Source organism: Streptomyces tricolor, assembly GCF_002155905.1.
GTDB lineage: Bacteria > Actinomycetota > Actinomycetes > Streptomycetales > Streptomycetaceae > Streptomyces > Streptomyces tricolor.
This window is the reverse complement of record NZ_MUMF01000215.1, coordinates 1-247: the sequence shown is the minus strand read 5'-3', so window position 1 is coordinate 247 and position 247 is coordinate 1. Positions and strand designations below refer to the sequence as shown.

Genomic DNA, 247 nt, shown 5'->3' with positions numbered 1-247 from the left:
GGTGGCGATGGCGAACAGGGCCACGGCGATCGTGCCGGTGCCGGAGTAGTGCCCGGTGTCCATGCCGGCTTCCAGGACGTAGGTCACCAGGGCCGTCACGAGGAGCACGGCGATCGTGCCGCGGAAGCGGATCCGCAGGGCGAACAGCAGGAGGACGGCCATGTGGGCCAGCAGCACGGGCGTCGACCAGGGCCAGTTGGGGCCGGGGGGCCGGACCGTCTCCAGGTGGGGGCGGGCGAGCAGGGCG

At 73.3% G+C, this 247-nt stretch carries 1 pseudogene; it reads right to left on the bottom strand.

The window, feature by feature from the left end:
* A pseudogene (locus CCN44_RS46255) lies at positions 1–247 on the bottom strand (sensor histidine kinase); the annotation flags it as partial.